This is a genomic window from Streptomyces sp. NPDC007971 (assembly GCF_042958635.1).
In the GTDB taxonomy this organism is placed as follows: Bacteria; Actinomycetota; Actinomycetes; order Streptomycetales; family Streptomycetaceae; genus Streptomyces.
On record NZ_JBIBJK010000002.1, the window covers coordinates 460,559 to 486,104 of the forward strand.

Annotated in this window: 26 protein-coding genes; 4 read left to right on the forward strand and 22 right to left on the reverse strand. The window is 66.2% G+C overall.

What is annotated here, in order from left to right:
• Positions 1-331 precede the first annotated feature (331 nt).
• From ACFZCP_RS05915 to ACFZCP_RS05990, 16 genes are all read right to left on the reverse strand, one after another.
• Entirely contained in the window at positions 332-973 is a 642-nt protein-coding gene (locus ACFZCP_RS05915; RefSeq protein WP_391424390.1) for a hypothetical protein, read from the reverse strand.
• A complete protein-coding gene (locus ACFZCP_RS05920; protein ID WP_391424392.1) occupies positions 930-2,210 on the reverse strand; it encodes a tyrosine-type recombinase/integrase in 1,281 nt (426 codons plus the stop codon). Before ACFZCP_RS05920 ends, ACFZCP_RS05915 begins: the two co-directional genes overlap by 44 nt.
• A 77-nt stretch (positions 2,211-2,287) precedes the next feature.
• Entirely contained in the window at positions 2,288-2,530 is a 243-nt protein-coding gene (locus tag ACFZCP_RS05925) for a helix-turn-helix domain-containing protein (RefSeq protein ID WP_391424721.1), read from the reverse strand.
• Positions 2,531-2,986: 456 nt separating this feature from the next.
• A complete protein-coding gene (locus tag ACFZCP_RS05930; RefSeq protein ID WP_391424394.1) occupies positions 2,987-4,471 on the reverse strand; it encodes an ATP-binding protein in 1,485 nt (494 codons plus the stop codon).
• A 2-nt stretch (positions 4,472-4,473) separates the two neighbouring features.
• Positions 4,474-5,316: a bifunctional DNA primase/polymerase gene (locus tag ACFZCP_RS05935; RefSeq protein ID WP_391424396.1), complete on the reverse strand. Its 843-nt coding sequence runs from the start codon at positions 5,314-5,316 to the stop codon at positions 4,474-4,476.
• On the reverse strand, positions 5,313-6,536 hold the full coding sequence (locus tag ACFZCP_RS05940) for a DNA cytosine methyltransferase (protein WP_391424398.1): 1,224 nt from the start codon (positions 6,534-6,536) through the stop codon (positions 5,313-5,315). The genes ACFZCP_RS05935 and ACFZCP_RS05940 overlap by 4 nt, the downstream gene beginning before the upstream one ends.
• 85 nt (positions 6,537-6,621) lie before the next feature.
• On the reverse strand, positions 6,622-7,074 hold the full coding sequence (locus ACFZCP_RS05945) for a hypothetical protein (protein ID WP_391424400.1): 453 nt from the start codon (positions 7,072-7,074) through the stop codon (positions 6,622-6,624).
• Positions 7,075-7,085: 11 nt separating this feature from the next.
• Entirely contained in the window at positions 7,086-7,547 is a 462-nt protein-coding gene (locus ACFZCP_RS05950) for a hypothetical protein (protein ID WP_391424402.1), read from the reverse strand.
• A gap of 207 nt (positions 7,548-7,754) precedes the next feature.
• On the reverse strand, positions 7,755-9,923 hold the full coding sequence (locus ACFZCP_RS05955) for a hypothetical protein (RefSeq protein ID WP_391424404.1): 2,169 nt from the start codon (positions 9,921-9,923) through the stop codon (positions 7,755-7,757).
• Positions 9,923-10,537, reverse strand: coding sequence for a hypothetical protein (locus tag ACFZCP_RS05960; protein ID WP_391424406.1), 615 nt, complete (start codon positions 10,535-10,537; stop codon positions 9,923-9,925). The genes ACFZCP_RS05955 and ACFZCP_RS05960 overlap by 1 nt, the downstream gene beginning before the upstream one ends.
• On the reverse strand, positions 10,534-10,812 hold the full coding sequence (locus ACFZCP_RS05965; protein ID WP_391424408.1) for a hypothetical protein: 279 nt from the start codon (positions 10,810-10,812) through the stop codon (positions 10,534-10,536). Before ACFZCP_RS05965 ends, ACFZCP_RS05960 begins: the two co-directional genes overlap by 4 nt.
• A gap of 4 nt (positions 10,813-10,816) precedes the next feature.
• Positions 10,817-11,317: a hypothetical protein gene (locus ACFZCP_RS05970; protein ID WP_391424410.1), complete on the reverse strand. Its 501-nt coding sequence runs from the start codon at positions 11,315-11,317 to the stop codon at positions 10,817-10,819.
• 31 nt (positions 11,318-11,348) lie between these two features.
• Entirely contained in the window at positions 11,349-11,732 is a 384-nt protein-coding gene (locus tag ACFZCP_RS05975) for an RRQRL motif-containing zinc-binding protein (protein WP_391424412.1), read from the reverse strand.
• Positions 11,732-12,631, reverse strand: a complete 900-nt coding sequence (locus tag ACFZCP_RS05980; protein WP_391424414.1) for a DUF2637 domain-containing protein — start codon at positions 12,629-12,631, stop codon at positions 11,732-11,734. Before ACFZCP_RS05980 ends, ACFZCP_RS05975 begins: the two co-directional genes overlap by 1 nt.
• Positions 12,628-12,939 carry a hypothetical protein gene (locus ACFZCP_RS05985; protein WP_391424417.1) on the reverse strand — a complete coding sequence of 104 codons (312 nt, stop codon included), beginning with the start codon at positions 12,937-12,939 and terminating at the stop codon, positions 12,628-12,630. Before ACFZCP_RS05985 ends, ACFZCP_RS05980 begins: the two co-directional genes overlap by 4 nt.
• Entirely contained in the window at positions 12,936-13,229 is a 294-nt protein-coding gene (locus ACFZCP_RS05990) for a hypothetical protein (RefSeq protein WP_391424419.1), read from the reverse strand. Before ACFZCP_RS05990 ends, ACFZCP_RS05985 begins: the two co-directional genes overlap by 4 nt.
• Positions 13,230-13,638: 409 nt before the next feature.
• On the opposite strand from ACFZCP_RS05990, the gene ACFZCP_RS05995 reads away from it, so the two are divergent.
• The gene (locus ACFZCP_RS05995) at positions 13,639-14,034 is read left to right on the forward strand and encodes a GntR family transcriptional regulator (RefSeq protein WP_391424421.1); all 396 of its coding nucleotides are present in this window, start codon (positions 13,639-13,641) and stop codon (positions 14,032-14,034) included.
• A gap of 216 nt (positions 14,035-14,250) precedes the next feature.
• Here ACFZCP_RS05995 and ACFZCP_RS06000 read toward each other — a convergent pair whose 3' ends face one another.
• From ACFZCP_RS06000 to ACFZCP_RS06020, 5 genes are all read right to left on the reverse strand, one after another.
• On the reverse strand, positions 14,251-14,754 hold the full coding sequence (locus ACFZCP_RS06000; protein ID WP_391424423.1) for a flavoprotein: 504 nt from the start codon (positions 14,752-14,754) through the stop codon (positions 14,251-14,253).
• A gap of 56 nt (positions 14,755-14,810) precedes the next feature.
• Positions 14,811-16,046 carry a helix-turn-helix domain-containing protein gene (locus ACFZCP_RS06005; RefSeq protein WP_391424426.1) on the reverse strand — a complete coding sequence of 412 codons (1,236 nt, stop codon included), beginning with the start codon at positions 16,044-16,046 and terminating at the stop codon, positions 14,811-14,813.
• A 493-nt stretch (positions 16,047-16,539) separates the two neighbouring features.
• Positions 16,540-17,967, reverse strand: a complete 1,428-nt coding sequence (locus tag ACFZCP_RS06010; protein WP_391424428.1) for an AAA family ATPase — start codon at positions 17,965-17,967, stop codon at positions 16,540-16,542.
• A gap of 826 nt (positions 17,968-18,793) precedes the next feature.
• Complete coding sequence (locus ACFZCP_RS06015) at positions 18,794-19,414, reverse strand: hypothetical protein (RefSeq protein WP_391424430.1); 621 nt, start codon at positions 19,412-19,414, stop codon at positions 18,794-18,796.
• A 272-nt stretch (positions 19,415-19,686) separates the two neighbouring features.
• The gene (locus ACFZCP_RS06020) at positions 19,687-20,262 is read right to left on the reverse strand and encodes a hypothetical protein (protein WP_391424432.1); all 576 of its coding nucleotides are present in this window, start codon (positions 20,260-20,262) and stop codon (positions 19,687-19,689) included.
• A gap of 250 nt (positions 20,263-20,512) precedes the next feature.
• Here ACFZCP_RS06020 and ACFZCP_RS06025 point away from each other — a divergent pair, with 250 nt between their 5' ends.
• Positions 20,513-20,695, forward strand: coding sequence for a DUF6233 domain-containing protein (locus ACFZCP_RS06025; protein ID WP_391424435.1), 183 nt, complete (start codon positions 20,513-20,515; stop codon positions 20,693-20,695).
• Positions 20,696-20,796: 101 nt separating this feature from the next.
• Here ACFZCP_RS06025 and ACFZCP_RS06030 read toward each other — a convergent pair whose 3' ends face one another.
• Positions 20,797-22,407 (reverse strand): tetratricopeptide repeat protein, encoded by a 1,611-nt coding sequence (locus tag ACFZCP_RS06030; RefSeq protein ID WP_391424437.1) that lies wholly within the window; start codon positions 22,405-22,407, stop codon positions 20,797-20,799.
• 823 nt (positions 22,408-23,230) lie between these two features.
• Here ACFZCP_RS06030 and ACFZCP_RS06035 point away from each other — a divergent pair.
• Both ACFZCP_RS06035 and ACFZCP_RS06040 read left to right on the forward strand, forming a co-directional pair.
• Entirely contained in the window at positions 23,231-24,268 is a 1,038-nt protein-coding gene (locus ACFZCP_RS06035; RefSeq protein ID WP_391424439.1) for an HNH endonuclease, read from the forward strand.
• A 134-nt stretch (positions 24,269-24,402) separates the two neighbouring features.
• The gene (locus ACFZCP_RS06040) at positions 24,403-25,491 is read left to right on the forward strand and encodes a DNA cytosine methyltransferase (protein ID WP_391424441.1); all 1,089 of its coding nucleotides are present in this window, start codon (positions 24,403-24,405) and stop codon (positions 25,489-25,491) included.
• The last annotated feature ends 55 nt before the right edge of the window (positions 25,492-25,546 follow it).

The following is a 25,546-nucleotide window of genomic DNA, read 5'->3' on the forward strand; positions in this document are numbered from 1 at the left end:
CCGTCGGAGGGGGACCGGTGACGGTCGCCGACAGCCGACAGCCGACAGCCGACAGCCGACAGCCGACAGAGCCGACACCCGACGGCCGGCAACGACCACGACGGCGCGGCAAGCCTGCCGCGCCGTCGTGGTGTGTCTGCGTCCGCCCGGCTAGACCCAGGTGTCCAGCCACATCCGCGAGCGCCAGGAGTCGATGGGGATCGCCGTGCCCGTGTACAGGGGCCAGAAGTAGATGAAGTCTGCGCGGTGGGGGCCGTCGGGGCTCCGACCAGCGCGTTTGCCTCTGGATGGGGCAGGGGCAGGCGGTCTGGGCCGTCTACGGGCCGTGGTTCTAGGCAGCCGGTGTACCTAGAGTCCCGCGGGTTGCTGCCACTAGGGTCATCCGAGCTTCTGTCTCGCGCTCGGCCAAGTGCAGAAACTCCTGTCGCCTCTCTTGAATGGCGCCGTGGTCTCCTCTCCGGATGGCGGCAGACCAATCCACCTGCTTAGCGAACCGATGGGCCGCAGCATAGGCGAGTGCACCAGCCAGCCTCACGACCTCGTCAGGTCCCCAGAGCTGAGTCCTGGCTATGGTGCAGCCGAAGGCTGCGAGTCCATCTTTGGCGCTGGCCATCTGCTCAGCGGAGAGAGCGGAACCATCGTCCATCAATTCCCGGAGGCTCTGAGACGTCGTGAGTATCGCGACGTGTCCCTCTACGACGGCGCTATACACCTCTTTGCGCTGCTCACGTACCCAGTGAGTGTGCTCAGCTGCTGATTGTCGGTCTACTTGGGTCTGTGCAGCCTCGATGGTCTTCTCGGCCCCAATGCGAGCTCCGTAGGCCGTTGCAAGCCCGCCAATGCCAGCCCCAACGAGCCCCGCTATGCCGGCGATGACGCCGGCGATCCCCTGATCCATTGAGACATTCTCACGATGCGTTGCCGCGATGTCAGTGGTTCCCGTGATCAGGAGCCTCGGCTTCTCGCAGGACATGGTCGGCTTCCGTGGCTGTCATGTACATCCCGTCTACGGCCTTCCGGGTGCGTCCATCACTGTTCGGCATCAGGTGTGTGTACGTCCGGAGGGTGAACCCCGGATCGTTGTGACCGAGGTACTGGCTCAGGGCCCGGATGTTCTCGCCAGCGTCCAGCAGTACCGATGCGTAGAAGTGCCTGAGCGCGTGCATGCCGTGTTCGGGGGCTGATGCGTACCGCTTGCCTGTCTCCCGTGCCGGGATGACGCCTGCGGCGGCCAGAGCGGGTTTCCAGTGGTGGTCGTTGAAGTTGCTCACGCGGACGTGTTTGCCCTCGGGGCCACTGAAGATGAGCCGCTTCGTCACGAGGGGGCCGTCCGGTGTGCGCCACGGAAGCGTCACGTCGACGGGCGCGAACTCCTTCGAGTGGGCCCGGAGCGTGGTGGCCACGGCCTTGGGAAGCGGCACGTCGCGAACCTTGCCACCCTTCGGCAGGGCGAAGACGTACTTACCCCGGATGCGCTTGAGCTGATGGCCGACGGTCAGCCAACCGCCCTCGTGGTCGAGTTCGTCAACGGCGAGACCGAAGATCTCCCCTTGTCGAAGTCCGCAGCCCGCACCGGCGTCCACGGCGGCCTGATAGCGCTGGGGAAGCGCAGCGCGCACGCCGAAGGCCTGCTCTGCCGTCCACGGGACGACGCGCGGCTTGCCCGGCTTCGGGAGCTGCACTGTGCGGGCGCGGCATGGGTTCTTACCGAGTAGCCCGTCGTCAACCGCCGCGCTCAGGGCTGCGGAGACGGTGCCGACGATGATGCGGCGATGCGACTCCGCCGGCACGGTGGTTTCCAGAGCGGCGATCCAGGCGCGGATGTGCTCCGGCTTGAACGAGCCGAGCGGTCGTGAGCCGATGTGGGGATAGGCGTGCAGGCGGAGCCGACGTTCCGCAGCCTCACGGCTGTTGATTTCGCCGGTGTGCGTCTTGACCCAGCGCTCCGCGTACTGCCGGAACGTGGTCCGCGCGTTGCGCGGGTCGACGTACTGCCCGCGCGACATATCCGCTTCGATCTCCGCGAGCCACTGCTTGGCCAGCCGCAGTTCCTTGTCACGGAAGGATTTGCTCTTTTCGGTGCCGTCCGGGCCGATGTACCGAGCGCGGTAACGGAGCCCGGACCCGTAGCGGTCGGTCTTGACCTTGGCGGGCTTGCCATCAGGACCGGTGACGGCCTTGAACCAACGGTCTTGGATGTGTCCTGCCACGTGGCAGCAGTCCTCTCAACGTGCAGCAGGGAGAGCCGCTGACTCGCGGCTCTCCCTGCTGTCCTCTGTGTGATCGGTCAGGCAGCGGCGAAATCGGTGCTCTTACGCTCGGCGACGTAGGCGCGCACATCGGCAGGGTCGTAACGGATGTACTTGCCGATGCGGAATCCAGGGGGACCGATGCGCTTCTTGCGCCACTGATAGACCGTTTCCTTGGGCACCTCGAAAATCTCGGCGATGTCGTCGGGGGTGAGGTAGCGGTCGGGTAGTCCGCCACGGAGGATGGCGCGGGGGTCCAGCCGATCAAGTGCGGTATCGATGAGGCGCCTCCGTACGTCATGTGTCGGGAGTCTGCGTGTGTCCGAGGTACGGATTTCTGCGTCATCGCGTCACGCACGTCATTTGTGGCTCTGACCTGCTGCTATGCGGTGACGCGGGTCGCTCGGGGCGTGTCACAGGGCGGGGCGGGGATCTGTCACCCGTGATGCGGGTGACGCGAGATGACGCAGGTGTCGGCCGTCTGCGTCACCGCTTTAGCCGCAGGTCAGGGGCGGTTTTCTGATCCGTGGTGACGTGGGTGACGCAGGGTCTCTTCTCTTAGGAAAAAGAAGAGGGGGTGGTGTCTGTGGTGGTGCGGTGCGGCTCAGGACGTGAAGAAGGAGCCGCCTTGCGGCGCGACTTGTGCAGCGGCGGCAAGCCGCCGGAACAGCAAGAGGAGCACGCGTGGCGCGGCGTGCTCCTCTTGCTTGTTCGGTGTGGCGCCGTGGTGGCGCGGGTCAGAACGCCGCTTCCTGCTCGTGTGGGGGCGGGAGAGTGAGCGGGGTACTGCGGGTCATTTCGATGTAGCGGGCGGCGCTGGTGCGGCCCCAGTCGATGAGGACGCCGCGTGCGGCGAGGGTCGGCTGCAGCCGCTTGAGCCGGTCGGAGAGGACCTTGCCCGTGGTGGGCCAGCCCTTGGGCAGAGGACGGCACTCCTCGCCGCTGTAGAGGCTGGTGAGGCAGTGCAGCCACTCCGAGGACGTCATACGGACTTCCGCGCCCGCGTCGAGCCCGCCGGCGTGCTGCAGGACCGTCTGAGCCAGCAGGTCTCCTTCGATGACGTCGTCGTTGAGGTCGTCGAGGCTGGCCCGGTAGGCGCTGAGCGCGCCGAAGCCGGTAGCCGCATCGAGCTGGGCGCACAGGTGGGCGAAGTCGGCCATCCGCAGGTCGGTGGGGGTGTCCGCTTGGGCGGCCCGCACCTTCACTGTCAGGTCCAGCAGGGAGCCGAGAACGACCGGCAGGATCTCCGCGTACTCGGCCCACAGCTCTGCCTCGGTCCGCCGTACCCGGGGCCGCACGAGACGCAACGGCAGGAGGCGTTCGGCGAGGTCCGGGCGGATGACGCCGACATCGATGCCCGTCAGGAGCATGGGGCGCCGGTAGCGGGAGCGGACCACGTCGCCATCGGTGAACAGCGCGCGCTTGATGCTCTCGGCGCCGGTCACGATGCAGCACATGAGGTCGGACAGGTCCGGGGGCAGGTGGGAGAGGTTGTCCAGGGCGGTAACCCATCCGGCGGCGACCGCCGTGATCATGTTCTCCTCGTCCTTCGGCGCCCTGCGCAGGTCCCCGCTCATCCCTTCGATGATCCGTACCAGCATCCGGCCGCCGGTGGACTTGCCCGCGCCCTGGGGTCCGGTGAGGAACGGTGCGGGGACGGGCACGGACGGCTCCAGGCAGCCGATGAGCCAGGCGAGGGCCAGGCACTCGGTCTCAGCACTGGCGAAGTTGCACAGGCGGAGCAGGAGGTCGATGCCCTTGCCGTTGGTGTCCCGGGCGGGCAGGGGGAGTTCGCCGGTGAGCTGGGTGCGTCGCCAGCAGACTTCCTGCGGGTCGGGGGTGAGGATGTCCCAGCCGGTGGGGTGGATGCGGACGCACTGGCCGTCGTCGCGGCCCAGGTCGAGCCAGGTCGCACCGTCGAACCCGGGCGCTACGCGGATGTGGGTGGGCTGTACGTCCTCGGTCAGGGCGAGTGCTTCGATCAAGTCCAGCGCCTCCTTGAGTGCTGTGCCGTTGAACACGCCGATGCCGTCCTTGAAGAGGCCGACCATGAGTTCCTGCCGGTGGCTCCCGGTCGTGCCCTGGGAGCGGATGGGCCGGGCGACGGGGTGGCCGTTCTTCTGCGCGTAGACGGTGCCGTCGATGGTGCGGAAGTACCGGAAGTGTGCTTGTGCGTAGTCGGTGATGATCTGGCGGGCCGGAGTCCTCTCGTCCTCAGCCATGGCTACATCCCCAGTGCGGTGCGGGCGTTGGTCCACGCGTCGGTGCAGTGCCGGGGTGATTCGCCCTTGGCCTGCGCGGCGGTGAACAGCCGCGCGACATGGGCGTCCGTGAGGCAGCCGCACCGGCCATGGGTCGACAGCACCGCGAGGAACGTGCGGTACACGGTCGCGTGGATGGCGCTGCGGGCCTCGGTGATGCGCTGTTCGGCCATGGTGATGCCACGGTCCAGGTAGGCGGGCGTGCGGTGACGGCACTCCCCCTCACGGCCCCTCAGGGGCACTGCAAGCCTCCGTGGCGCGCTGGGAGCAGTGGGCTTTACTGCCAGGGCGCGCACAGCGTCCGGGAGAGCGGCCGTGGCGCCGCTGCCGGGAGTGAGCCAACGGGCGTACGCCATGAGGCACTTGATGTCGACTCCGGGCCGGACCGCGTTCGAGGACGGCATGGTGCCCTGGTAGATCCAGTGCTCGCCCCGTGTGGTGGTCACGGTCCGGGTCATGGGCAGGGTGGCGCGGGCCCACTGGACAGCGGCGGGGTCGTCGAGGTCGACCACGGTCACGCCGGCGCCGCCGGGGTGGTAGGCCACCGTCGCCGCGTGCCGCCATGCCGTCGCCCACGGCGTGGAGGTGAGGACGTGTGGGTCGGTGGTGGCGGCGGCCCAGCCGTGGCACGGCCGCGGGCAGACACAGGGGCCGGGGGTCTTCATGTTCGGCCGGCCACCGCACGCGTTCTGCACGCAGGCCGGGCAGTTCCCGAACGGCAGCTTCCCCCGGCGCAGGGGCAGCACGGGGACCCCGTCCGCAGCGAGGTGCAGCGCGGTGTGAAGCGGGGTGAGTGCGGTGGTCACGCAGCCACCTCCAGACCGCTGGTCGTCGAGCGAGTGAGGCTGGCGCGCAGGAGCAGGCCGTAGGCGTGGTGGGCTTGCTGCCAGACCACGCCGTTGCCCAGGATCTTGAGCTGTTCCTTGCGGGGGACGCCGGGGACGGCGGTGACCCAGCCGGCGGGCAGGCCCATCATCCACTCGACGAACGGTGGGGCCAGTCGGCGGTTTCCGCGGGTGCCGGGTTCGGTGGGCAGGGGTGCCGGGCGTCCCAGGACCCGCTCCCATCGACGAATCGCCGACTCGTACTTGCCCCACTCCTGATCGAGCTGTTCGGGCTGCCAGGACCGAGGAGCCTCGCTCCAAGCGCGCAGCTCCCGGGGAAGGATGCCGTCGGCGATCTCGATCGCCTGCTCCAGCGAGGGAGCCGAACGGGAATGCCGGCCGACGGCCGCGTGCCGGCTGGTGCGGTCGGCGGCGGTGCGCGGGGTCGGCAGGAGGTGCACGACGGCTCCGGGCAGGTAGTAGTTGCCCTTCGCGTCGCGCTGGTTGGGGCCGCCGTGCGGTCCGTCGGACGCCTTGGGAGTGGGCAGCAGGCTCAGCCCGCGGGCGGGGGCAGCTTCGTCACGGCGGTCCGCAGGTTCAGTCCGCCCCTGCGGTTCGGGCTGGTGCCGGGGCCGCCAGTGCCGTCCGAGCTGGTCGGGGTCGGCATCAGCGGGATGGGCAACTGCGAACCAGCGATCCCGCGGGTGCGGGGCGCCGACTTCGGGGTCACCAGCTCGTAGACATGTCCACCGGACGTCATACCCGATCGCGGCCAGGTCTTGGGCGACGACGTCCAGCCCGCGCGAGCGGAGCGCCGCCACGTTTTCCAGGAAGACGTAGCGCGGTCGAAGCTGGCCCACAGCCTGAGCGACGTTTTTCCAGATGCGCGACCACTGGCCATTGATCCCGTCCTTTCGTCCGGCGTTGGAGATGTTGCGGCAGGGGAAACCGGCACCGATCACGTTCGGCCGGTACAGCGCGCGGACCTGGTCCCAGTCCACGGTGGTGATGTCCCAGAGGTTCGGCACCCCGGGGTGACGGGCGGCGAACACGGCGGCGGCGTGCGGGTCGTTCTCCGCAAAGGCGGCGACCTGGCCGCCGATACCGGCGCAGACGGCGGTCTCTAAGCCGCCATAGCCCGCGCACAGGGCGAGGATCCGCGGCGAGCCCGGGACTCGCCCGATGTCCTTGCGATGGGTCATGCTGGGTGTCTCCAGTTCCTTGGTGGGTGCTGGCTGGCAAGGGCGGCCCCGGACTTTGGCGAGACGGGGGCCGCCCTTGGCGTAGCTAGTGGTCGTTGGCCCACCGGGCGTACTGCTGGCGGACGTAGGCACGCGGGTTGCAGCCGATGACGTTGCCGTCCAGGGCCATCAGCCGGCAGGCCAGGTCGAACGCGTTGCTGGTGCTGGCGAAGTGGCCGGGAACCATGCCGGAGGCCACGCGGTCGACGAGCGCGGCGCGGCGCAGCCACCACTCACGCCCCCGCTCCTCGGCGTCCAGGAGCCAGGCCAGTTCGCTGTCGGCGTCGGGCGCCCCGGCGTAGGCCTCGGTGCGGCCGGGCCACTCGTCAGGGGTGTTCGTCTGGGGTGCGTGCTTGTGGTCGGGGCGGGCGTAGAGGCGGTTCTTCTCGCCGTCGCGGCTGGGGTAGACGGTCACGGTCCCGGCGTTGAACGCGCTGTCGAGCGCGGCGACGACGTGATCGGTGTCGGCGGACTTGCAGATGATCCGGATGTCGAACACAGGGGCTCCTGTCAGCCGTGGAAGTGGTTGCGCTTGATGACGGCCTTGCGGATGTTGACCGTGGTCCCGTCCCCGCCGGATGTGATGGCGCGGGTCGGGATGCGGAGGGCGAGGACGATGACGCCGAGCCAGAACAGGACGCCGGAGCCGAAGCCGGTCGCGGCGTTGATGACCTCACCGGCGCCGTACCCGATGCCGGCCGCGAGCGTGCCGCCGCCAATGCCCGCGGCGGTGATCCGTTGGGCGAGAGGGTCGAGCAGTGGGAGGGGGGTCAGGTCGCGCGGCTGCGGCATGGGCATCGGGGGCGGGGCGAGGTGCTTGGGCATGGGGACCATGCGGCCGTAGGCGTCGGGCACCCACACCACCGGCCCGCGCTCCGCGGACAGCTCCACCGCGGCCGGCATCGCGTACGGAACGGGCTCCAGGACCATGTCCTGGGCGGGCGGCTGGTAGGGCTCCAGGGGATGGTTCACGGGTCCTCCAGGGCAGGCAGAGGCCGTCCCCACGCCTCAACGGGTGGTGACGGTGCGTGATTGTCACGGGGAATGTCACGGCCGCTCGTGACTGTCACGAGGGCGACGTCACGGCGTTTTCGCGTGACTTTCCTATAGGCCCCCGCCTGCCGTGACAGTGACAGTCACGGCAGGCGTGACAGTCACATCCGTTGCGGTGTGTGACCGTTAGGCGGCGTCGGCGACCGGGCGGACGATGGTGTACTCGCCGTGGGCGTCGTGGCGGAGCACGCCCTGGCGGACGAGTTCGTTCAGCTCCTTGTGGAGCCAGCCCCGCTTGCGGCCCGCGGCCACGGCGACGGGGATCAGGTCGCCGGTCTCGAAGGCGAGACGGTCGCTTGCGGCCCACTGGTCGATCTGGCCGTAGAGGATGGCGCGGGCCTCTTCGGTGGAGGGCCTGTCCTGCTGCTCGAAGGCGAGCGGGGTGTCGGGGTCGGCGTCGGGGACGTCGTCCTCCAGGCGGAGGCGTGCGTAGCCGGCGTCGGGTTCCGGGTCGGCGGGGATGTGGCCCATCACCTCCTCGTAGACGTCCTGCAGTTCCATCGCGGCGGCCTCCTCCGCTGCTGGGTCCACGGCGTCCATGTCGTCCGTGTCGTCCATGGTGTCCTCCGGTTCGTCCCAGTCCTCCAGCTCCGGTGATGGGACGGTGTGTAGACGGGCGGGGGCCGCTGCGGGTGTGTCGGTGGGGGCGTTGGTGCGGTTGGTGCCGTGGTGGGTGCGCTGTTCGTAGGCCAGGCCGGCGGCTCGTGCGGAGATCTCGTCCAGCGGATCCCTGTATGCGGCGGCGGCCAGGATCATGTCGCGGATCTGGTCGCGGACCGTCTTGGTCAGGGAGCCGCGTACTTCGGTGGTCCACCGCTTGGACGGGATGCCCATGCCGGTGGCGTAGGCGTAGCCGGGCCGGTCGGAGCCCCAGTCGGGGATCGCGCCGGACTCGGTGACCCGGTCGGGCAGGCAGAACGCGGCGTCGGAGGCTTCATCGACGCCGAAGCATGCGGCGGCCTGGAGGTTGGCGCGGACGTCGGTGTCCAGGTTCTTCCAGGTGGCGCGCTGGAGGCTGATGACCAGCCACATCCCGACCGACCGGGCGGTGCGTGCGATCTTGGAGATGACGTCGAAGTCGGCGACGTCCGCGGCCTCTTCGATCCAGACCAGCATCGCGTTGAGCTTGGAGGCCGGGGTCCACTGGTCCAGCCCTTCTTGGGCGAGTTCGTCGCCGCGGGCGGCGATGACGCCGGGCAGGCAGCGGAGCATGGCTTTGGCTTCCTTGGTGCCGCCCTTCTTGCGTGTGACCAGCCAGTCGAAGCCTTCTTCCATGTGCCCGATGGTCTGTGCGCCCTTGGACAGGTCGATCAGCCACACGGACATTTGCCTGCGGGTGAGCAGGTGGGCGAGGACGGCGCGGGCGAACTCCGACTTCCCGGAGCCGGTCACCCCCATCACGAGCAGGTGCTGGAGGATCTCGGCCAGGAAGGGGTTGATCCACCAGACTTCCCCGTCCGCGTACAGGCCGGCCGGGATCGGCTCGGTGGGCAGCAGTCCCAGCTCTGACGGGGGCTGGAAGGGCACACCGTCCTTGAGCAGGTCGGCGACGCGGGCGGAGAACGTGCCGCGTCCGGCGTTGTCCGGGTCCCTGCCCACGGTGATCGCGGACGGCGGTACCTGCAGGGCTGACGCGATCTTCGGGGCGGCGGACTGGACGTCCTCCACCGTCATGCCGGGCTGGGGCCAGACCTCGGCGGTGACCATGCCCTTGCCGTTGCCCTTGGCGTGCTTGACCTGCACCTTTTCCAGGCCGATCGCTTCGGCGAGCTTGCCGAGACCGCCCTTGTCGGTCTCTTCGGTCTCGTCGTGGGCGTTGCGCATGAGCTGCCGCACGTTCCACGACGCCGCGAACAAACCGGCCCCGAGCAGCCACAGGTCGGCCATCGGGTGGCCGAAGGGGCCCGCGGAGACCGCGCAGGTCAGCCAGCCCATACCCGCGGCGACACTGGTCGTGGCCTGCGCGCGGCGGTAGCGGCGGAACTTGTTCGTGCCGCCCGCCACGGCCCAGGTGACCGCCGACAGGACGACTCCTCCGGCGCCCATGCCGGCCGACGCGAGCCCGGCCGACAGGGCACTGTTGCCCCACATCTCGTGCACGCCCCACCCGGCTACGGGCGGGAGGACGGCGGCGCCGACCCACGGCGGCAGATACGGCGCGGCCTTGGCCGCGATGTGACTGCCGATGGTGGACAGGACACCGCCCTGCCCACCGGGCAGGGTCGCGAGCGCGTAGCCGTTCTGCCCGTCCCACCCGCGCAGCCCGGAGGCGTTGTCGCGGGTACGGCGGGGCATCAGTCCTCCCCGATCGTGAACGTGGGGCGGGCCGTCTTGCCGTTGCGCTTCTGCCTGGCCTCCTGCTCCGGCTTGACGAAGTGCCGGTTGAAGGAGTGCGCCATCTTCAGCGCGCCCACCCCGAGCGCCTTCGCGGCCTCCGCACTGACCTTGAGGTGGGCGGAGACGAGACGGGCCTTGATCCGGGACTGGGCGCCGAAGGTGTACCACTTGCCCTTGTAGGTCGACAGCACTCCGTTCAGCTCCTCGGCCCGCATGCCCAGGATCAGGTGCAGCTCACGGCCCAGGTGGTTGATGGCCTTGGCCAGGGCCATGATGTCCTTGTCGTTGCGGATCTCGATCCGCTCGATGGCGTGGATCAGCCGGTCACCCTGGTGCCGGTCGGCCGCCCCACCCCCGGCAGAGCCGCCGGTGGCCCCGGAGCCCGTGCCGCGGTTGGTGCCGATGTTGACGTTGTAGGTGCGTTCCTTGTGGGTGTGCCGGGTCCGGCCGCCGCCGGAGGACGCCCCGCCGCTGCCCTTGTTGCTGTTGGTGTTGGTGTTGGTGTTCCTGGTGCTGTTGGCCGGGCCCCAGGGCCATTGGTCGTTCGGGTTCCTGCTGGGGGGAGTGCTCACTGGTCGTCCTCCTCGAAGACGAGCGCGTCACCGAGCAGCGGTGAGGTGGCGATGAAGTCGACGGACCAGCCGTCATCGACCGCGTCCGCGGCCTGCTCGATGAGCCGGTGGGAAGCCGCGAACCGTGCCGTGACGGCCGCGGCGTACAGGTCGGTGGGCCGCCACCGGGTCTGTCCGGAGACGGCGTGGATGAGGGCTGCCAGGGTGCGGGCCGCTCGTGAGCCGAACGCCCACGAGCGGTCCAGCAGGCTGGCACGGTGTGAGCCGAACACCACGGGTTCAGCCCTTCCGATGGATGAACAGCCACGACGCCTGAGCGGCGAGGGTGTTGACCAGCCACAGCACCAGCAGCGGCCCGGACAGGGGCCCGAGGGCGGCGGCCAGGGCCAGCCACAGCAGCACCGACGTGGCCGCGACCGTGAGCCCGACCCGCCAGAGGAGGACCGAGCGGCCGGCCGGGCGGCGCTTCAGCGCGAAGACCAGCCAGCCCGCGGGGGCGGCCACCAGCGGGGCGAGGAGCAGCCCCGACCACCACGCCCACCAGTGCAGGAGGCCCGTCAGCGGCAGTGCCAGCACGGACAGCAGGAGCGGGGCGAGGGGGCGGCGCCGGTCCCAGACGGCCAGCGCGAGTGCGCTGCCCAGTTCGGCCAGCAGGGAGGGGCGTTCGGGCACCACGACGACGAACGGCTGATGGGAGCGGCGGCCGCGCTGGCGGGGGATGCGGACGGTGTGGACGCCCGCGGCCGTCTTCCGGAGGCGGGCACGAGTACGACTGGACACAGCGAACTCCCGGGGAAGTCGAAGGGGGCGTTCAGGCGGCGCGCTGTTCTTCGGCTGCCAGGCACAGGCCGCAGATGCCGTGCCGGGTCGACAGGCAGTAGCTGTAGGTGACCTGGCAGCTGGGGCAGGTGCGGCGGGCGAGCATCGCCAGCGCCAGGGCACCCCACTTGCGGGAGGTCATCGGCCGGACGGGCTTGGCCAGCTCCTCGCGGTAGAGGTAGGCGACCCGGGGCGTGCCGCAGCGACGGTTGACGCGCATGAGCTGAGCGGCGACCGGCTGCGCGCCCGGCCGTAAGCCGAGCGAGCGCAGCTGCCGGCGGGTGGCGTATCCGTCGGGTGCCATCCGCCACGGGTAGGTGGGCACCCCGTAGCGGGTGCCGGTCGGGTCGAAGCACAGGCTGTAGGCGGTCGGCATCAGCCCACCTCGGCCCGCAGTGCGCCGGGGAAGTCGGCCAGGTACGGCTCACGTGCCTTCACGCGGCTACGCGCCGTGCGTGCGGTCGACGGCGACGTGCCCAGTCCGGCACGGTCCATGGCCATCGTCATGCGCATGGTGCTCGGCTGCGTGAAGTCGGTGCCGTACAGGGCCCGCACCAACTGATCCACCCGGTTGGGGTAGACGACCGGCGTGCACAGGTCGACGGCCGTCGACCGCGCCTCGGCGACGACCGGCTCAGCGCCGACGGGCGCCGACTCCGCGTCGACGTCGACCGGCACGGCCGCACGCTCCGGCACGGCATCCATCTCGACCACTAGTGGTGAGGACGAAGCCGTGGGCGCGTGATCGGCGGCGACGTCGGCGGGCGTCGACGGGGCGTCGACGCCCGTCGGCGGGGTGTCGATATCCATCGAGGCCCGGCGGGCCAGGTAGGCGTGTACCTGCCGCATCAGGGCACCGAACGCCAGCAGAGCGGCCACCGGCGGGACGGCCGCCACCACGTAGTCGAGGGCGTTGGCGTCGTTGCCCACGCCAGCGACGTTCAGCGCGATGGAAGCCCCGTCTCCTGCCGTGACCAGCATGATTGCCCACCAGTCCACCCTGTGGGCGAGCGAGGCGCGCAGGATCAGCAGTTCACCGATCACGATGAACAGATCCACCGTGGCCGGCCATGCCCAGGAACGGGCCACCGCTTCGGCCATGCCGTGTCCGGCGGCTACTTCTTGCAGGTGCTCGTAGGAGAGCCAGAACGCCACCGCGGTGAGCACCACGGTGAGCACGGCGGCGATGACGGTGATGGTGCCCTCGGCGTTCAGGGGCGTCGACGCAGCCTCGACGGGCGTCGGCGGCTCCTCGACGCGCGCCGCGGCGTTCATGCCGCACCTGCTTCCGTCGGCGCTGGCTGGTAGGTGGCATAGACGTGGAAGTCGATGCCGTAGGCCGTCGCGTCGAACTCCAGTGAGGGCTGCGTGCCGATCCGGTCGGCGACCACCTTGTCGGGGTCGACGCCCAGCGCCTCCCGCCACGCCTCCACCGCGGCCGGACTTTCGAGCTGCACGGCCACTTCTCCCGGCGTGTAGCGGCTGATCGTGAGGTAGGCGCCAGGCAGGTTCGGGTGACCGACCGCGAGACCGGCCAGACACGTAAGGACAGCCGCCTGCGTGGCCAGCGTCTCGGCATTCACGCGGCCACCTCCTTCCGGGAGGGCCTCCGGCGCACGGCCGGGCGGGTCAGCGGGACGACGTTGAACAGTTCCGGTGCGTGCGCTTCGATCACCTCGGCGACGACGCGGGATACGGCGTCCGGGAGGTCGGGGTTGTCGGCGAGGATGTCGCGGGCTGCGTCCAGACGGGCCGCGCGTTCTTCGTCGGTCTCGCCCTCCACCCCGAGCCACAGCTCAGCCGGGGTGCCCAGGGCCAGTTCGATGAAGTCCTTCACAGAGACGGCCTGATGACCGCCGATGTAGGCACGCATGACAGCGCTCCTGATGTCGAAGGGGCAGAGAGACCGAGCGGTCGTGGCCTTGTGGTGAGAGGCGACCGTTCGGGGCGTGCATCCCCAAGCTGCTTCTGCGGCGAGGGCAGCGCCCTGACCGGGAGTCGAACCCGGCCTACGACCATCAGGGCGTTTTGCGCTGTTCAGCACACGGGCCGAAGCCCGCGTGCGCCGCCTACTTGGCCGAGGAGAGGTGGCGTGATCCTCATTCAGTTGTCAAGGCACGAACGCTTCCGACAAGCGCGGTAAACCCCTGGTAGAAGGGGCTCCCGGCCCTTGCGGGGCGGGGCCTGCCGAGCGCCTTCAGATTGACCTAAGTCAATCCGACTGTCAAGGGGATCCAGTTCAGAACCAGAGATTGACTTAGGTCCCGGCTACTCTCGAACCCATGGAGCAGAGCTCAGAAGCGCCCAAGCAGGCGCCCACGGCCAAGAACATCGCTGCGGACTTCCGCGCGAAGATCACAGGCCCGAACCGCGAATACGAACCGGGACACCGACTCCCCGCGGCACGCAAGCTCGCGAAGGAAATTGGCGTGCAGCTCCTGACGGTGCAGAGCGCGTACAACCAGCTCCGCGATGAGGGGCTGGTTCTCACCCAGCAGGGCCGCGGGACGTTCGTCCGTGACCCTTCCCTGCCGCTCGGCACTGAGCCGGGCAGCAGCCCCGCATTCACAGCCCTGGCCGCAGAACTCAGCTCGATTCACGAAGCTCTTCGCCTGCTCGATGAGCGACTTGACCGTCTTGAGCAAGTCGTTGGCAATGAGACTCCACCCGTGCAGTGAGTTCGTCCGCGCGCCTCAGCAGTCGCTCGACTGTGGCGCGCGCCTCGCTCAAACTCGCTTCGATCACTGCGAGTTCTGCGAAGGTGAGACCTCTCGACTCGCCACCTCGCTCCTGGATTCCTGACATGCCAATGAGCATGCGGCCGGAAACAGAAGAGGACCCGGACAGACTGTCCGGGTCCTCTTTCTTTGCAGCTCAAACGGGTTGTCCACTCGTCACCCGGTGGCTTCGTCCACCGCGTCCAGCACTGCCCCCCACGGGAGTTCACGCCCGGCTGGTGCTTCCCTCGGTTCATACAGCGGCCACACGTCCGGGCCGTAGACGAGGTGCACATCCCCGGCTCGCAAGGCGTCAATGTGGCCTTGCCACGCGGGATGACGCGCATGCGCCGCGTTCACCCGCGGAAAGACGACGACGGGGAGACCGAGAGTGCCGATAGCTTCGCCAACCTGCGTCAGTGCCTGGTTGTCCATTACGCCAGTGGCAAGCTTGGCGACCATGTTGGCCGACGCGGGAGCAACCACGTAGCAGTCAATCGGAGGATGTGGACGAGCGTCGCCAGGGAGACGCGGTTCGTCACGCACAGGCAGGCCCGTCAGCTTCTCCAGCCGCTCGACCTCGCCACTCATCCGCAACCACTGACCTGCGGTCGGCGTGAGCGTGACGGCCACCCGCCATCCGCGATCCATCGCGGGCTCAACGAGACCGGTACGCAGCACTTCTACGCCTCCGGCCGCTGACCCGACGACCCCGAGCACCCCACGCTTGCCTGAACTCATTGCACCGCCCTGCACCGCTGAGCCATCGCGAACACCTCGGACGAGCGCGAGCCGCCGGTGACCGGGGATTGTTTGATCAGGTCTCGCAGCGTCTCGCGCACCCTTGGATTGTTGCGGACGAGCTGCGGAGACGTGCGCTCGGCTGTGCACAGTTCCGAGAATGCCTCGTCCCCCTGGCCGGCGAGTGATAGAGCCCGTGCGTAGTCGATATGGTGCGACACGCTGCGCTCCTGCGGCATGTGGTCGACGTTGATCCGGCCGTGTTCCACAACGTATGAGACGTTGTCGAGATCTAATTCAACGGACAGACGATGGAGTAGGACGTTCGTCGGCCCGAATCCGGTCTGCCAGTAGTTCTCATCCGCCCCAAGGTCATCGGCCAGTTCTTCTGCACGGTCCAACAGTCCTGTGGCCGTCGTCCGCTCCTGGTGCCGTGCTGCCGCAACGGCGGCACGCAGGTGGATCATCCCGAGCAAGCTGAGCGCGGCCGGGTCGTTCTCGTTCACCTGAGACGACAGCCACCTTGCCGCCGTGTTGCCAAGTTCGAGAGCATCGTCGTAGCGACCATTGGCAAGCAACGCGTGCGTGCCGGACCGGGCTGCGGAGGCCAACACGAGCGGGTCGTCCGACTCATCGGCGGCCCGCATCGCGCGCTCGGCAGCGAGCCATGAGATGTCGGACTCGCCGATTTTCGCGAGCGTCGTTGCTGCGAGGTGGTGCGTGCGAGCCGACACTGCCCAGCAATCGCTAAGGTCGTCGCCGCGACGCGCCCCGCGATCCTCCAACTCCTGCGCGGTCTGGAGTAGCGCGGGAAGTGCGGCAATGACGCTCCCGAGCCGTCCGCCTTGATAGTCGTTCCACGCCTGCTCCACTCGCACGGCCACTCGGGTGGGTGTCGGCAGCTGAGTGTCAGCTTCGGAGCCGAAGAGCAGCCGTGAGAGACGACGCGGACTCATGAGGGCGTCACGGACGGCGGGGACGTCATCCTGTTGACGCTCGTCTTCCATGAGGACGGTCTGTCCCAGCAGGTCCCCGAGAGGCACGCGCAAGATGCGCGACAGTTCGGCGAGCATGTCGATGCGGGGCGGCTTCCGACGCCCCGTCTCGATCTTGGCGAGCCAGTCGGTGCTACGACCGACCAGACCAGCCAGCACCTCTTGCGTGTAGCCGCGGCGCTTCCGGTAAAACGCGATGCGCTCGCCGATGCTGAGGTGATCTCCAAGACCACGCATTGCCTGTTGCCTCCTGCTCGTAGGGGCTGGCTTCACGGTACCGAGTTGACCGATGCCGAGACAGGCGGCCTCATCCGCCCGCCCATCCGAGCATGCAGCCGCCAACAGGCGAGGGCCCGGACGAAGTGTCCGGGTTCAAAGTCTCGCTACACCATTCAAGGCCCGCGCACGGCGCGGGCGCGCGCCGCCTTGTCGGCGGGGCCGCCGCCCTGTCTTCGCCAGCGGCGGCCCCGCCCGGCGGCGCGCTGCGTGCTTGCGGGCGGAGGTAGGAAAAACCCTCTGTGGCTGAGGCCGGTCGGCTCTGCGGCTTTAGGCAGTCAATTTGGCGCGAGCCTCGAAGATCACGGCCCAAGACCGGGCACTAACGGGCAGGCTCACAAACCTGCCCGATCCGCGGGCTAGCGTAATGGGCAATGATCACTCGCACCAAATCAGCTCCATCCCAAAGCCGTTCCGCCGACCTTGACGGAAAGTAACCCGCCACTTGAGTGCATCATTTGATCTGACATTCAATGTCGCGCACGAGTTTCTCTGTCAATGCTCGATTTTCCGATTCCTCATGCCAAATCGAGAAGGCCGCACGCAGGCAGTAGCGCCAGTCATTTCCGGTTCTCAGGGACAGTGTTTCCAACCATCGATGGTGATCAAGCCCATTGAGCTCGGATAGGTACACGTTGACAGACGCTAGCGAGCATCCCAAGAGCTTCGCAAGTTCTTCTGGGTATTGTATCGCGTGGCGTATAAGGACCCGTTCGGGTGGCTCAGCTCCCGGCAGGAACAGAACGTTTCGAGATGCGTCGTTGAGTTTCGGGTTACTTCGCTGATCGCCGTCGACTACAGCGACGGCTCGCAGTCGTTGTGATTTAGAGAGGCCTACCTTCATGCTCAAAACGTCATTCCATGAACCGACGTCGATAATCTCTGCCTCGCCGCTACTTGCGAAATTATGGGCTGCGAGCATGAGCTTAAGGAGTTCCAGTGCTGCCTCATCCTCGACCAGAATAATTGACCGCAAAGGATTCTCGACACCCAAGGCGTCGCGTAGGTCAGACGCCTTGGACGGCTGCATAACCATCGGGCCGTGACTGGTTCGCACGCAGACTCGTACGAACTCAAGGGGAACTCTGGTGAGGAAGACCGGAGAATGTGTGACGGCAAGGACCTGCACCTGTGCGGCCCGGGCTAGACGCGCCAGGTCGTCGACCAAAGCGGCGTGACCGCGAGGCGCAATGTTCGCCTCCGGCTCGTCTAGAAGAACGATCGAGTCATCGTATGGGTGCCTCACGAACCAGCGCATCCGGTGGACGGATAGCTCGCCATAACTCATGGAATATGAGTCCACCCAGCGGTCTTCTTGACGTGCCCGAACGTAAGGAAAGATCGGCGATAGGTCATCCATTTTGACCGGGTAGTAAACAACCTCATCGTACGTAACGCCCAAGATGTCTCTGAGTGCATCCAAGTCTTTTCGTGACTGAACCCATTCAGCACCCTCTTGTTTCTCGATCACCTTTCCGTCTCTAGGGGCATCTTGGAAGAACATTGATATCTCAGAAGGAACCTCAAACGAATTGTGCACATCCGGGAAGATGCCAACCTCGCTACTCCCTCTATCCCTCCACTCCGACTTCACCGACAGGTTGACCGTGTAAGAAAAAGTATCACCTCCCTTACTTCCTGAAACCTCTACCTGCCCTCCTAGCGCCGTTGGGGAATTCGCTCCGAGGAGAGGCGGGTGCTCGCGACTCCACATGCCGGTCATTAGTGACTCGGAGATGCATTTCAGCAGCGTGCTCTTACCTGCTCCGTGCAGTCCGGAGATTACCGTGAATGGTGCGAGAGCGATTACTTGGTCAACAAAGGGGGCGTCGGCAGTGAATTTCAGTGAAGTTAGGCGAACTGGCGGCAGGTAACTCCGCATTTCTCGCCAAAGCTTCAACGAGGTGTGCGACGTGCCGCTCATTTGTCCCCACGTTCCGTCGGTTGGTGGCGTTTCCCAGAAGAGTAGGGCAATACGCGGTCGAGGATAGGAAGTTTTGCGAGTGGAGCTGACCCGGTGCGCCGGGCGCCGTGCCACTGGACATGCCTGCCCTCGGACTGTCCCGCTTGAGGCAACGACGCCGGACGGCAGCAACGCTCGGCGGCCCGGCACGGGACGATCGGATCCGCCCCACCACGGCGTGTCCGCATCTTCTGAGCGACTGTGCCGCCGGCAGCCACGAGCCCACCGGGCGGCGATGGCCGGTGAGTGTCTAACTGCATGACAACGCCGACGCACAGCGGCGAACAGCCGCGGACGTTTGCGGACGGTCGCAACAGGTGAGAGGCACACCGGCCCATGGTCAAGCGCTCCGCGAAGTTGCTTCGGGACGAAGCGGCTACGGGATCAAGGCTGCGGGAGGTGGCCGGTGAGACGTCTTGGGCCACAGTCTCAGTTGCAGTCTCAGTTGCTTCTCGTTCCGGGAGGGTTCGCCCTCGTCCACCAGCATCCGGGATACCCGCTGACCTGGCAGGAGGTGGTCTAGGCAGACGCCCACGGACACTCCCGGACCAAGATCAGACAACTCGTAATGTGTAGGTCTCGGGTTCGAATCCCGCGGGGGCTCCACGGACCCCAGGCAGAGCTTCTCACTCCTGGACTCTTTCAACGTCTGGCGCCCTTGCGGGAAGGCGAACCTTCCGAAGCATTGAAAACCCCAGTCGGAGTGGGTGTCGGAGGAGGCCCGGCGGCCGGTTGCGGAGCGTGGTTATGCAGGGGGCGTCGGCGGCGTGCCGTCTCCGCTCGCGATATGAGCGGCGTCGCGTCGCCGGGCTCGCATGCGCGACCACCACGGAGTGTGGAGCCGGTCCTTGAACTCAGCCTCGTCGCGGATCGCCTTGGCCAGAAGCTGATCAGCCAGGTCGACAGTCTTCGCCAGTTCTTGGAGTTCAGCCCACTTCCTGTCGGCGACCTCCCACATCTCCCTGTTGCTCAGATGGGCAGTAGCGCGGGCATTCAGGTCACTCCACTGCGATAGCGCACGGGACCAGTTGTTGAACGCCGCGAGGGAAATGGTGTCCAGAGCCTTGATCGCGTTCGAGCCGAACATGGTCAGCTGGGCCTGCGTCAGGTGGAAGGCATTGAGTTCGCCTTCAACATCGGTGATGGCTGACTTGGCCGACTGGGTGCGCAGCACGTCTGTCCTGTGCTGAGACAGGATCCGGCGAGTCCTCAACACCTCTTTGTAGGTATCCATGCGGCGGTCCCATACGCGGTGCTGGCGGTCCCGGCGGATGGTCAGCCGGTGAGTAATCAGTACGGCGGACGTCGAAGCCAACACTGAGGCCGTTCCCACGATCAGCGTGGCCTCGACTGGTTGTAGTGCCATGTCCTGATCATATGGACTAACACCACCTATTTGGGCCAACATCAGGACTTCCAAAGGTGGTTCTCCAACCCCCAGTCACTCCAGGGCAAAATTGCCCGTGTCAGGGCTCGGTTGTGCGGCCGCTCTCGCAGCCCCGACGGCCACGTGGCGATGGCCTCCGCATCCGCGTCGGCCATCGTGGGCTCCAGAACTGACAGGGCGCTCCTCCTGGTTCGGTCAGACGGCCTGGGCGCGGAATAGATCAGTTGAGCACGCCCTTGCCGTAACAGCGCCTAGGCGTTGCTCCACGCTTCAAGGAATCGCTTGCGGTCATCCTCTGTCTCGTACGTCCGACGGCTGGCAAGCAGGACGTACCAGGCAGAGGTCTCGGCATCACGCAGCCATAGCTTCCCGAGGTACCGACCCCCTGCTACAAATGTGTTGTGGTCCAGTGCGCCCCCGATCACTTCGGTCACGGCGTCGCGCTGCTGGTCGTCGAGCTTTCCCAGGAAGCTGAGCACACGGCCGGCGATGCCCGCTTCGTTCCCGTCGATCAGGTAGTTGAAGAAGGGGCCACCCGCGTTGGCGGGATCGACGTACAAAGCGGCCTCACCCCCGGCACGCCTCAGCGCCTCCCAGAACTCGTTCCCTTCAGGGGTGCTTGGCAGGGGGAGCGCGGCGAAAAGGTCGACCAGATGGCCGTTGGCCGCTTGATTGTAGGAGACGTCGCAGGCTGCCGCGGAAGCAATCTTCGCGACGTGCTCGGTGTTCAGCCCCCCGTCCTCCGGCCAGTCCAGTGGAGTGTTGAGCTGCTGGGTAAGATGCTGGGTCAGTTCATCGCTTTCATCCAGGTATCGCCGAACGATCATAAGTTCCCCCAGTTCAGGGTCAGATGGCGTACAAGGCAGCTTCTCTCCGCCTGCCAGTCTGCCCAACTAGGCGGTGATCAGCAGGGATGTGTGGACAACGTCTTAAAAGAGCTGGTGACCGGAAGGTTGCTCCGTTTCCTGGAGCGGCTGCAGGAACGGGACCTTGCACGCACCCGCACGTGGATCGTTGACGAAGAGCGTCGCGAAGCCGGGCGACAGCGAGTCGCCCAAGCTCGCTCGACCGCGCGGAATGGCTCATCGAAGTGGGCTCAACCGGCACGTCCCGCCCCTGTATGTGCAGGTTGGTGACAGCTGGAACGTGGTCAAGCGCAGCCGACCTGTCAGCAGGAGGCAGGCTCGGCGCGCACTCGCCGACGGGGTCAGGGTGTGTCGGCAATGGTGGCCCGATACGACCTTGGGGATGCTGGACTAAGCGCTGCACAAAATATCGTTCGCCCTGGATGCGAACCTGCGGAGCACATCTGGCCGTCACACGGAAGAATTTGGAAGACCTCATCTATTTCCGCCTTGGGGTTATTCCATTCCCTGGGGGCCTATCTCTCTAATGAAATTGGGGAGATTCTGCAGCATAATCGTGGCGTCTGTGAAGCCGGCTTGCTCTGCACGTTGTAGCCAGATTCGACCTTCATCAACTTCCCCATCAAGTACGGCAAGGAGGAGTCCGTTGAGGGCCATTCGATGCTCTCCGTCGAGCTCGGCAGCACGCTCCAGCCAAGCGCGACCCTCCTCCTTTGCGCCATGCCTGAAAAGGGCTAGCCCTGCCACAGTTGCACAGGTTGCTCCTCCGGTCTGCACGGCGCGCTCGAACCATGCTTGTGCCTCTTCTGTATTTCCTTGGGAAAGGAGTAGTTCGGCGATCGCAATCGTGGCTTCAGCTCCCCCCTGATCAGAGGCGATGGCTAGCCAGATGTGCCCTTCTTCTAGGATTCCGGACCCGGCAAGGGCGATCCCGATGTAGCCAGGTGATTCGCCTTCCTGTACAGCGCGCTCTAGCCAAAAATGCCCTTCCTCTGGATCATGCTCCATGAGGAAAAGGCCTGCCATGGTTGCCACGCCGTGGCCTCCATGCTGGACTGCTTCCGCTATCCAGGAACGTCCCTCTTCCTTTGCGCCGCGGAGGATTAGGAAGCAGCCGATGACGGGGGGAGGGATTTCGACGCCTCTGCGAATTGCTTCACTAAGCCATGAGCGACCTTCTGTGATTTGCCCGGAGATAATTAGTGAAGTCCCGAGGTGTACCATGGCGTAGTGATTCCCGGAAATTGCGCCGCGTCTCCATGCGTGCTGTGCGAGGCGTTCACGCCCGTGGAAATGGGCCGTATCTCCGATTTCTAGGCAGACACCTTCCGAAGACGCCTCTATAAGTAGAGTCCATTGCTCCTCTGGGGCATACTCCGTGATCGGCGAGTAGCATTGAACATGCTGGGTGAGGATGTCCGTGACGCAGTAGCCATCGATCTGCCCAATCTCAGCGCCCTCGGGCCTGAGAGGTGCAATGTCTCCGCGGACTGGTTCGCAAGCCCAACTTAGGGCGCTGGCAAGCCAGTTGTCTGAAGCTTGGGCGCGTTGTGTAGGAGTCAAAAGGGAAACAGCCAGAGCCTTAATTACTTCCAATGGTATCGGCTCTGGATGGCCGCAGAGGCCGGCGATAATTCCCCCTTTCAAGATAGCTGCACCGAGAGGATCGGAAGCATTCTCCCACCTACGGATGAGCTCAGGGGCCGCAGCGAGCACCTCGGTTGCCTGATTGCCCCTCTCGTGTGAGAGAGCTTCCTTCAGGCGCGGATCCGTGGAAGCTATTTCTTTGGCTCGATCTCTTTCCGCCTCGCTAAACTCTTTGAGGGTGAAGTGCTGGGCTAATCTGAGGATATCTCTTGAATCCCAATCGATTTCCTCGGTAGCGCGAAAAGGGGCATCCCTGATGAGTCTTTCGTACTCTCTTGGCCAGATAGTTCCGATCAGGATGACAGGCTGCGTTGTGTCTGCAAGTAGTTGACGGACCGTCTTGGCGGACAATTTGCCGGGGCCTAGGTATCTCTGGGTTTCATTAAGCCAGATAACGGTGTGCGCGAGATCTGCGCCACTGGAAACTAGAGCGGTAATCTGCTCGTCACTGGTTGGCATGCATATGCGCCAGTCGCTCAATACGACTCTTATTGCTTCGTATGCGCAGCGTGTCTTGCCGGAAGCTGCTGGGCCAATCAGGAGGAGGAAGCCGTTATTTGTGCTGGCGGAGCGCAGCGCCGCGTGTAGATCTGTGTCAATGTCTCGGGGGACATACGTGGGTAGGGTCGCCGACAGCTCAGGACTGGCACCAGCAGGCAGCGGGATAGCTGGATGGATTCCCAAGAGCGCTCGATCGGTGACGTCTCGGATGCACGGTAGATCTCCAGTAGGGCCAGCCAGTGACTGAAGAGCGTCTATCCGCTCTCGTGCACGTTCCCCTTCGAGTCGAGTGCGTTGTGTAAGACCATCCAGGCGGGCCTGCAGCAGGGGGGTAGCCACAAGCAGCAACACGCCGCCAAGTCCTGCGACGGCGGTGGTGACCCACGCGGGCCCAGGCAGTTTCACGACGTTGAGTACGGCTGGGCCGATGGTGAAGAGCCCGACGCCTAGCAAGGGGCCGATCAGGGCAGCCCACCCCACATCTCTCCATCGCATAGGGCCGAGCATGCCGCAAGGAAGGCCTGCGAAGGGGCGGATCGCTAGGTCAGTGTCGGGCAGTGCGGACGAGACGTGGACGATTAACGGCCGAGAACGGCGGGCGGCGGCCATACTCGCTGCTCAGGCGCCTAACGGACCGAAGACTCTGAGGGGACTGTAAATCTGCTGGGCTCCCGACGGGGTTGGCGTCGGCAGTCCCAGACAGGGGAGTGGCAGCCAATGACCATGACGAGCGCGCAGCTGTCCGCCGCGTGCTCGTGGCGTGCGGGCTGGGCAAGCCCAGATGTTCGACGGCATCCTCGACCGCAGGGTGTCGGCTCTGCTGTCGTACGCTGCGCCAGCGATCAAGATGCCAGGGGGGCACATGCCATCTAAGGGCGAAGCACGCTCTGTGCAAGCGATCTCGAACATGCGAGTCGCCGCCAGCGAGTACCTGAAGGTGTTGGAACGAGCTGAGGACGCCACAGTCGGTAGGGAGGCATGGTTGGAGTTTGCTGCGGAGCTGGGGGGCTTGTCGGCCCGTCTCCGCGACGGACTGAACGAAGCGAACAAGGGCCTTGGTATCGCGTCGGCGCGCGAGGCCATACTGCTCTACCTGCGTCGCCATGTGGGCGAACCGGTACCGGCCGATCATCTCGCCGGCGTCTCGGGCATTGTGGAGTGGGCTAGGCGGGTGCGGGAACTGCGAGTGGAGTTTGGCTGGCCGGTCGAATCCGGCGTCACCCGCGATGATCTTCCCTATGACCACTACCGGCTGACGGCGGACGAACCGGATGAGGACCTGGCGGACCGCTGGCGAGTGGCCAAGGAAGCACGAACGCTGAAGAAGCCCGGAGGCAAGGATGCAGCCGGCCGCGCCAGGCTTCTCCACTACCTCCAGGCGATCTCCCCACGCCCCGCCGACAAGGAGCAGCTCGCCTACGTGGCCAAGATTCAAGAGTGGCCGCGTCGTCTGCGTGAGCTGGAAGAAGAGGGTTGGCAGATCATCTCCAACGTCGATGATCCGACCCTCCCGCCAGGGTCGTACAGGCTCCCGTCGCTGGAGAAGCGACCGCCGCGCGTCCGAGAGGCGATCAAGCTTCGCTACAAGATCCTCGACAGAGACAAGCGCACCTGCCAGGACTGCGGGCGGACTCCAGCGCAGGGTGCCTCGCTACAGATTCATCACGTTCTGCCAGTGCACAGGGGCGGCAAGAATGACGACGAGAATCTGATCACGCTCTGCATTCAGTGCCACGGAGGACGGCACGCCCTCATGGGTGGGGCCCCGAAGGATGAGTTGCTCAACCCGGAGTACGAGGCAGACCTGCGGGACGTCTAGAACCTCACACGGTTCCGTCTAGCCGCGGGAGACCGACACGGCACTGGGTTGTCAGTGGTCACAGGTACGCTCCCAGAGCGCTGCACTACAGAGTGCGGCCGCTTGGACCGCCACCCTGACGCTCTGGAGATCACGTGCAGCCAGTCAAGATCGTCGACTTGTTCGCCGGACCTGGTGGCGTGGACGTGGCTGCCGAGAGACTGGGAGTACCCACGGTCGGCATTGAATGGGATGCCGACGCCTGCGAGACCCGCCGCGCTGCCGGCCTGGGCACAATCCAGGGCGACGTGCGACAGTACGGTCCGGCCGACTTTCCGGACGCAGACGTGCTGGCCGGTGGCCCGCCCTGCCAGACATTTACGGTCGCAGGCAGTGGGGCGGGCCGTAAGGCCCTCGATGACGTCCTCAAATTCGTTGAGCAAATGACTGCTCGCGTCGACCGCGAGCAGATCGTTAGCGATCTCGCGAACCTGGATGACGAGCGGACCGGCCTCGTACTGGAACCCCTCCGATGGATCTTGGAAGCCATCGACGTGCAGAAGAAGCCCTACGAGGCAATCGTCCTGGAGCAGGTGCCTGCGGTGCTCCCTGTATGGGAGGCGTACGCCCGAGCCCTCAGGAACGAGGGTTACTCGGTTGACTACGGACTCCTGCTCACGGAGGCCTACGGCGTTCCGCAGACGCGGAAGCGGGCCGTACTGGTCGCGCGCCGGGGGGAGCACAGCGTGAAACTGCCCGCCTCTACCCATCGGACCTACCGCAAGGGGGTTCCGCGTGATGCTGGCGACGCGTCGAAGGAGCCCTGGCGCACCATGGGCGACGTAATCGAGCGAGGAACGCCCTTCGAGGTCATCTCGAACTACGGAACGGGCGGCGACCCGAAGCTGCGTGGGCGCAGGACCTCGTCCCAGCCCTCTGCCACGGTGACTGGCAAGATCCGCCGAAACCGTGTCGTCTCCCTCGACGGGGCTGAACTGGATCGGTTCAATCACTCCGAAGCCGGACGTCTGCAGACCTTTCCTGCCGACTACCCATGGTCCGGTCGCGACATCGGGCAGCAGATCGGGAACGCCGTTCCGCCGCGCCTGGCAATGCATGTCCTGAGCGCCGCCTTCGGCTGGTCTCCTCCGAGTGAGGACCTGCTGGCGAAGCTTGATTGGTGGCACCGACTGCCGGTGCAGGCCGCGTCTGCGCCTGACGACGAGGTGCTGGTACGGGCCTAACGCTTTTGCGTCCTCCTCGAAGCCCGTCGAGGATGTGTCTCCTGTCGGTTGCCGA